This window comes from Streptomyces sp. NRRL B-24085 (assembly GCF_001282115.1).
Lineage (GTDB): Bacteria > Actinomycetota > Actinomycetes > Streptomycetales > Streptomycetaceae > Streptomyces.
In genome coordinates this window covers 1-7,361 of record NZ_LJBR01000308.1, presented here as the reverse complement: position 1 = coordinate 7,361, position 7,361 = coordinate 1, and the positions used below count along the sequence as shown (strand labels likewise).

Genomic DNA, 7,361 nt, shown 5'->3' with positions numbered 1-7,361 from the left:
GGCGCCGGGGCCGCCGGGACGGCCGGGGGGGCCGCCCGGAGCGGGCTGGCCGGGCCGGCCGCCGGAGATGCCGGGAGCTCCCGGACCGCCGGGGCCGCGTGAGCCGTTGCCCGGGCCGCCGGGGCCGCCCTGGCCGCCGAAGGTGTCGGGGCCGGTGAAGGACTCGCCGCCGAAGGACTCGTGCCGGGCGAAGGGGTCCGGTCCGGCAGGCGGCACGACCGGGCCGTCACCGGTGACGGGGCCGCCGGTCGGGCCCGCGGGCCCCTGGGAGCCGCCCTGGCCACCGGGACCCTGGGGGCCGCCGAAGCCGCCGCCGTAGTCGATCTGGCCGTTCTGCCCGCCGGGGCCGGCGGGTTCGGCGGGTCCGGTGGGTCCGGTGGGTCCGCCCTGCGCGCCGAAGCCGCCCTGGCCGCCCTGTCCGTTCGGGCCGCCCTGCGCGTTTTCCCCGGCCGGGACGCCGTTGCCGTTCTCGGCGAAGTACGGCAGCTCGTCGCGGCGGGGTTCACTGCCGCGCTGGCCGCCGTTGAGCGCCTCGGTGACGTCGAAGGAGCCCGTGCCGCCGCCGTGGCCAGGGGCGACCGGGCCGCCCGTGGCACCCGGGAGTCCTGCACCGTTCGTGGCGCCGGGACGGGAACCGCCCGGCACGCTCATGGACCCGACCACACCACCGGGGCGCCCGGCCCCGGGACGTGTGCCGCCGGACGCACCCGCGCCACCGGGCCGGGGTCCGGCCGCAGTCGGAGCGCCCGCGCCCGAACCGCCCGACAGGGCGGCCCCGTTGCCCGCGCCGCCGCCCTGAGAGGGCTTGGCGGGGCCCGACTTGCGGGGCGCGAACCAGTCGCTCGCCTTCTCCTCGGCCGGCGGGGCCGGTTCGGCGGGCAGTTCGACCGTGCCGGTGGTCGACGAGGGGCTCGGCGCCGGGGCCTCGGTCTCGGGACCGCTGTCGCCGGAACTCTCCGTCTCCCCGACGGGCTGACGCACGACGACCGGCGGAATGGGCCGCGAACCCGGGATGTTGATCCGGATCCGGGTCGTCAGCGTGGTCTCGGTCTTGCGTTCCTCCGGCTGCGTGGCCGAACGGCCCGCGTCCGGACCGCCGTCGGAAGCCATCGGCGTCCCGTACGGCGGCGTGCCCGAGGGGTAGGCGGCTCCGCCGCGCCCGTTGGGCCCGGAGGACGGACTGTCAGTTTCACGACTCAAGGCAGGTTCTCCCGGTTGGCTCCGCCGCCCGTTTCGACCTCACTGCTTCGGGCGTCGGCGGCGCGCACCACCATACTGGCCACTTCTGGCCGGTATCCCACGACCGCTGAGGAAACCCACACCGGACTCGCACGCGCTCGATGCGGAGAAGTGGTACGTCACTTGCCAAGTCGGACGGCGTCGCCGCCCGGTTGCCGCCCCTGTCCAAGGGTGGCGCAGATCACAGCCACAGCCATACCACCGAGCAGGAAGAGATAGGAGCCGCTTCCCGCGGCGAAGACGAAGTCGCCTTCCGGACGGCTGGTGGTGAGGAAGATGACGGCGAGCATCCAGCCGCCGGCGGGCGCGACGGCTCCGGCGCGGCTGCCGGCGGCGCGGGCCCCGCCGAGCAGCAGTCCGGCCTCGCCGAGCAGCGCGAGCAGCAGCCCGCCCGGGAACCAGCCGCCCTGCACCAGGGCTCCGGCGAGCCCCACCACCGCCCCGAGCACGAAAAGGCCCAGGTATGCGGCGGCCCGTCCGGCGGAGGGGCGCTGCAAGGGCTGGGCCAGCATCGACGTACGGTCGCTCATGACGCGCCCTCGATCCCGGAGAACAGGTCGGTCTCCCTGTTCTTCCCGTGTTCCCCGCCGACCAGTTCGTAGTACTCGGTGGTGAAGAGAGGTTGTGCGAGTTCGTTCGAGAGCGCGAAGTACGCGCCGGACACGTCGATCTGGGTCGCGTGGGCGGCCATCGCGGCACTCTTTGCGGCCGCGTACGCCGTGCCGTCGATCTCGGTGGTGATCCGCTCGTCGTCCACCACGCCCGGTACGTCGTCGAGGACGGCGGCCTTGGTGAAGGGGAGGCCGGGCAGGTCGGCGTGGAGCCGGGCGAAGGCCTGCTCGCCGACCGCGCGCGGTACGCGGTTCCAGTACACCTTCGGGATCCGCCACCCGGCGTCGGCGGCGAGCTCGACGGCGCGCATGGCGACCCGGTGGGCCTGGATGTGGTCGGGGTGGCCGTACCCGCCGTGGTCGTCGTAGGTGACGAGGACCTGGGGGCGGGCCCCGAGGATCACCTCGACGAGATGTCCCGCCGCCTCGTCGACGTCGGCGCGCCAGAAGCAGTGCGGGTCGTCGTTGTCGGCGGTGCCCATCATCCCGGAGTCCCGGTACCGGCCGCGGCCGCCGAGGAAACCGAAGTCCCCGACGCCCAGCCGCTCCATGGCCGCGGCCAGCTCGCGCTCGCGTTCCTCCGCGAGGGCGGCGCCGGTCAGGTGCCGGAGCTGCGGCGGGATGACCTCGCCACGCTCGCCGAGGGTGCAGGTGACCAGGGTCACCCGGGCTCCCTCGGCCGCGTACCTGGCCATGGTCGCGCCGTTGTTGATCGACTCGTCGTCCGGGTGCGCGTGCACCAGGAGAAGACGCCGAGCGGGCTGTTCCGTCATGGTCCCCACCCTACGAGGAGCCACGGACAGTCCCGCTCAGCCGGTGTCAGAACTTGATACTGCCGATCATGCCCGCGATGTTCGTCGTCAGCTCGCTGATCGTCGGCGCGACCGAGGAAGCGGCGAGATAGAAGCCGAGCAGGATGCACACGACCGCGTGACCGCCCTTCAAGCCCGACTTCTTGATCAACAAGAAGACGATGATCGCCAGCAGCACCACCGCCGAAATCGAGAGTGCCACGGCGGCTCACCTCCAAAGAACCCAGGGACGTGGGGGGTCGGACGGGAACGGAACTATGGGGGCAGATAAATCCATACAGCAGCCAGCGGATTCATACCCACTATGCGGTAGTGATCATAACTATCCGTGCCTGCGCATCCGTCGGCGCACGGCCGCACAAGGGGGCGCATGGCCAATATGGTCGGGGCATGACGACCGAGCCTGACTCCTTTCCCCGCCGGCACGCCCGTACCCAGCGCTTCACCCTCGGCGCGCCGCGCGCGTTCACCGTGGCGCCCGACGGATCGCGTGTCGTGTTCCTGCGCTCGAACTCCGGCACGGACCGGGCCAATTCGCTGTGGGTGCTCGACGCGGCGGACGGCGGGGAGCGCGTGGCGGCCGACCCGCGCGCCCTCCTCGGCGGCACCGAGGAACGCCTGTCGCCCGAGGAGCGGGCCCGCCGCGAACGCAGCCGTGAGGGCGGTGCCGGCATTGTCGGCTACGCCACCGACACCGCCGTCGAGTTGGCGTCTTTCGCCTTGTCAGGGCGGCTCTTCACCGCGGAGCTGCGGGCCGGCACAGCACGTGAACTGCCGGTCCCCGGGCCGGTGATCGACCCCCGTCCGGCCCCCGACGGACGGCACGTCGCGTACGTCGCCCAGGGCTCCCTGCGGGTCGTGGGCGCCGAGGGCGGGGACGACCGGGCGCTCGCCTCCCCGGAGTCCGACCATGTCACCTACGGTCTGGCGGAGTTCGTCGCGGCCGAGGAGATGGGCCGGTCACGGGGCTTCTGGTGGTCGCCGCAGTCGGACCGGCTGCTGGTCGCGCGCGTGGACGACACGCCGGTGCGGCGCTGGTGGATCTCCGACCCGGCCCACCCGGAGCGTGATCCACAACACGTCCCGTACCCGGCCGCCGGCACCCCCAACGCGGACGTGCAGCTGTTCGTGATCGCCCTGGACGGGACGCGCACGGAGGTCTCCTGGGACCGGCGGCGCTATCCGTATCTGGCCCATGTGCACTGGTCAGCCGCGGGTGCTCCGCTGCTGCTCGTACAGGCGCGCGACCAGCGCAGTCAGCTCTATCTGGCGGTGGACCCGGCGTCCGGCGCGACCCGGATGGTGCACGCGGACGAAGATCCAACTTGGCTGGATCTTTTCCCCGGGGTGCCCTGCTGGAGCCCTTCGGGACAGCTCGTGCGGATCGCCGACGAGGGTGGTGCGCGGGTGCTCGCGGTCGGGGAACGGGTGCTCACCGGACCGCAGTTGCACGTCCGCGCGGTGCTGGACGTCGCCCGGGACGACGTGCTGGTCTCGGCGTCGGCCGGCGCGGAGGCCGAGTCCCCGGAGACCGGCCAGGTGCACGTCTACCGGGTGAACGAGCTCGGAGTGGAGCGCTTGTCGCAGGAGCCCGGCGTGCACTCGGCTGTGCGCGCCGGGGGCGTGACCGTGCTGGTGTCGGCGACCCTCGACCGGCCGGGTGCCCGCGCCCGGGTGCTGCGCGACGGCAAGGAGACGGCGACTGTCCTGTCGTACGCGGAAGATCCCGGTTTGACCCCGCGCGTGACGCTCACCGAGGGGGGCGCACGGAAGATCCCGTGCGCCGTGCTTATGCCGCAGGACTACGCCGGTGACAGCCCCCTTCCGGTTTTGCTGGACCCGTACGGGGGTCCGCACGGGCAGCGGGTGGTCGCCGCGCACAATCCGCACCTGACCTCACAGTGGTTCGCCGACCAGGGCTTCGCGGTGGTCGTGGCCGACGGCCGGGGCACTCCGGGCCGCTCCCCCGCCTGGGAGAAGGCGGTCCGGGACGACCTCGCGGCCGTCGTCCTCCAGGACCAGGTCGACGCGCTCCAGGCGCTCGCCGAGGACTTCCCGCTCGACCTGTCCCGGGTCGCGATCCGCGGCTGGTCCTTCGGCGGCTACCTGGCGGCCCTCGGGGCGCTGCGCCGCCCGGACGTCTTCCACGCGGCGGTGGTCGGCGCCCCGGTCACCGACCTGCGCCTGTACGACACCCACTACCAGGAGCGCTACCTCGGCCACCCGGACGAGCAGCCGGAGGTCTACCGGCGCAACTCCCTGGTAGACGACGAGGGTCTGGTCGACGCGGCCGCGCCGCACCGCCCGATGATGATCATCCACGGCCTCGCGGACGACAACGTGGTGGTCGCCCACTCCCTGCGCCTGTCCTCGGCCCTGCTGGCCGCGGGCCGCCCGCACGAGGTGCTGCCACTGTCCGGCGTGACCCACATGACCCCGCAGGAGACGGTCGCGGAGAACCTGCTGCGGCTTCAGCTCGACTTCCTGAAGCGGTCGTTGGGGATGGCGTAGGCACGGCAGCGGGCCGGGACGACATGGCGCGTCCCGGCCCGCTTACGGCACCCGCACGGCCGTACGTCGTAGAGACTGACGCGTCCGTATATCGGAACAGGGTCGGCCGGGTTGCCTCCGTGTTACTCCGTCGCCTCCGGCGGCACCACCTGCTTCTCCTCGGCGAAGTGACACGCCGAGTCGTGCGCGGCCGGGCCGCCGAGGAGCCGGAACTCCGCCGGCACCGCGAGCGCCGGCACCTCCAGCGCGCAGCGCTCCCGCGCCTTCCAGCACCGGGTGCGGAAGCGGCAGCCGGACGGGATGTTCGTCGGGGACGGGACGTCACCGGACAGGATGATCCGCTCGCGGTGCTCCCGGGCCTCCGGGTCGGGCACCGGCACGGCGGACAGCAGGGCCTGGGTGTAGGGGTGGGTCGGATGCTCGTAGATCTCGGTGTCCGTGCCGGTCTCCACGATCCGCCCGAGGTACATCACCCCGACCCGGTCCGAGATGTGCCGGACGATCGACAGGTCGTGCGCGATGAAGAGGTACGACAGCTCGAACTCGCTCTGGAGCCGGTCGAGGAGGTTGATCACCTGGGCCTGGACGGAGACGTCGAGGGCGGAGACCGGCTCGTCGGCGACGATGACCTCCGGGCGCAGGGCCAGCCCGCGCGCGATGCCGATGCGCTGGCGCTGGCCGCCGGAGAACTGGTGCGGATAGCGGTTGATGTACTCGGGGTTGAGGCCGACGACGTCCAGCAGGTCCTGGACCTTCCTGCGCCGGTCGCCCTTGGGGGCCACCTCGGGGTGGATGTCGTACGGCTCCCCGACGATGTCGCCGACCGTCATCCGGGGGTTGAGGGAGGTGTACGGGTCCTGGAAGACCATCTGGATGTTGCGGCGGACCGACTTGAGCGCCTTGCCGGACAGCTTGGTGATGTCCTCGCCCTTGTACTTGATCAACCCTCGCGTGGGCCGCTCCAGGTGGACGAGCATCTTGGCGACGGTCGACTTGCCGCAGCCGGACTCCCCGACGATGCCGAGGGTCTCGCCCTTGTGGAGCGTGAAGTCCACACCGTCCACGGCCTTGACCGCACCGACCTGCTTCTTGAACACGACCCCCTGGGTCAGGGGGTAGTGCTTGACCAGTCCACCCACTTCCAGGATCGGCTCAACCATTGAGGCACTCCGTCCAGAAGTGACAGGCACTGGTGCGTCCGTCGTCAACGTCGTACAGAGGGGGCACGTCGGTGCGGCACACGTCCCGGGCCATCGGGCAGCGCGGGTTGAACGCGCAGCCCGGCGGGATGTGCATCAGGTTGGGCGGCAGCCCCTTGATCGCGTACAGCTCCTGGCCCTTCTGGTCGAGACGGGGGATGGAGTCGAGCAGTCCGCGCGTGTAGGGGTGGGCGGGCGCCTTGTAGATGTCGTGCACGGGTGCCTGCTCGACGATCCGGCCGGCGTACATGACGGCGATCCGGTCGGCGACGTCCGCGACCACACCGAGGTCGTGGGTGATGAGGATGAGCCCCATGTCGTACTCGCGCTGGAGCTCGGCGAGCAGGTCCATGACCTGGGCCTGGACGGTGACGTCGAGGGCGGTGGTCGGCTCGTCGGCGATGATCAGGGCGGGTTCGAGGGCGAGTGCCATCGCGATCATGATGCGTTGGCGCATCCCGCCGGAGAACTGGTGCGGGTAGTCCTTCACACGGTCCTTGGCGGCCGGGATGCGCACCCGGTCCATCAGCTCGACCGCCCTGGCCCGGGCGTCCTTCTTCGACATGCCCCGGTGCACGACGAACATCTCGCCGAGCTGGTCGCCGACGGAGAGCACGGGGTTGAGGGAGGACAGCGCGTCCTGGAAGATCATCGCCATCTCGGCGCCGCGGACCTTGCGCCGCTCGTCCTCCTTGAGCTTCAGCAGGTCCTGCCCCTGGAAGAGGATCTCGCCCCCGGTGATCCTCCCCGGCGGCATGTCGAGGATCCCCATGATCGCCTGCGCGGTCACCGACTTCCCCGAGCCGGACTCCCCGAGCACCGCGAGGGTCTCCCCCGCGTCCACCCCGTAGTCGACCCCGTTGACCGCCTTGGCCACCCCGTCCCGGGTCCTGAACTCCACGTGCAGATCACGCACTTCGAGCAACACGACGACTCACCTCAGCTTCGGGTCGGGGCGTGGCGCGGTCCCGCGGGGTGGGGGAACGAGG

Annotated in this window: 6 protein-coding genes and 1 pseudogene; 1 reads left to right on the top strand and 6 read right to left on the bottom strand. The window is 71.9% G+C overall.

What is annotated here, in order from left to right; translation table 11 throughout:
* The 4 genes and pseudogenes from AOJ26_RS43620 to AOJ26_RS29855 all read right to left on the bottom strand — a co-directional run.
* Window positions 1–1,200 (bottom strand): annotated as a pseudogene (locus AOJ26_RS43620) (hypothetical protein); the annotation flags it as partial.
* A 158-nt stretch (window positions 1,201–1,358) separates the two neighbouring features.
* Window positions 1,359–1,769: a DUF6113 family protein gene (locus AOJ26_RS29865; RefSeq protein ID WP_053851480.1), complete on the bottom strand. Its 411-nt coding sequence runs from the start codon at window positions 1,767–1,769 to the stop codon at window positions 1,359–1,361.
* Window positions 1,766–2,623: an N-acetyl-1-D-myo-inositol-2-amino-2-deoxy-alpha-D-glucopyranoside deacetylase gene (gene mshB / locus AOJ26_RS29860; RefSeq protein ID WP_053851479.1), complete on the bottom strand. Its 858-nt coding sequence runs from the start codon at window positions 2,621–2,623 to the stop codon at window positions 1,766–1,768. The genes AOJ26_RS29865 and mshB overlap by 4 nt, the downstream gene beginning before the upstream one ends.
* Before the next feature lie 46 nt (window positions 2,624–2,669).
* On the bottom strand, window positions 2,670–2,864 hold the full coding sequence (locus AOJ26_RS29855) for a hypothetical protein (protein WP_053851478.1): 195 nt from the start codon (window positions 2,862–2,864) through the stop codon (window positions 2,670–2,672).
* A gap of 188 nt (window positions 2,865–3,052) precedes the next feature.
* Between AOJ26_RS29855 and AOJ26_RS29850 the strand changes: the two genes are divergently transcribed.
* Complete coding sequence (locus AOJ26_RS29850) at window positions 3,053–5,173, top strand: S9 family peptidase (protein ID WP_053851477.1); 2,121 nt, start codon at window positions 3,053–3,055, stop codon at window positions 5,171–5,173.
* Between the two features lie 122 nt (window positions 5,174–5,295).
* Here the strand turns inward: AOJ26_RS29850 and AOJ26_RS29845 are convergent, their stop codons facing one another.
* Both AOJ26_RS29845 and AOJ26_RS29840 read right to left on the bottom strand, forming a co-directional pair.
* Entirely contained in the window at window positions 5,296–6,333 is a 1,038-nt protein-coding gene (locus tag AOJ26_RS29845; protein ID WP_053851476.1) for an ABC transporter ATP-binding protein, read from the bottom strand.
* On the bottom strand, window positions 6,326–7,300 hold the full coding sequence (locus AOJ26_RS29840) for an ABC transporter ATP-binding protein (protein ID WP_053851475.1): 975 nt from the start codon (window positions 7,298–7,300) through the stop codon (window positions 6,326–6,328). Before AOJ26_RS29840 ends, AOJ26_RS29845 begins: the two co-directional genes overlap by 8 nt.
* Between the last annotated feature and the right edge of the window lie 61 nt (window positions 7,301–7,361).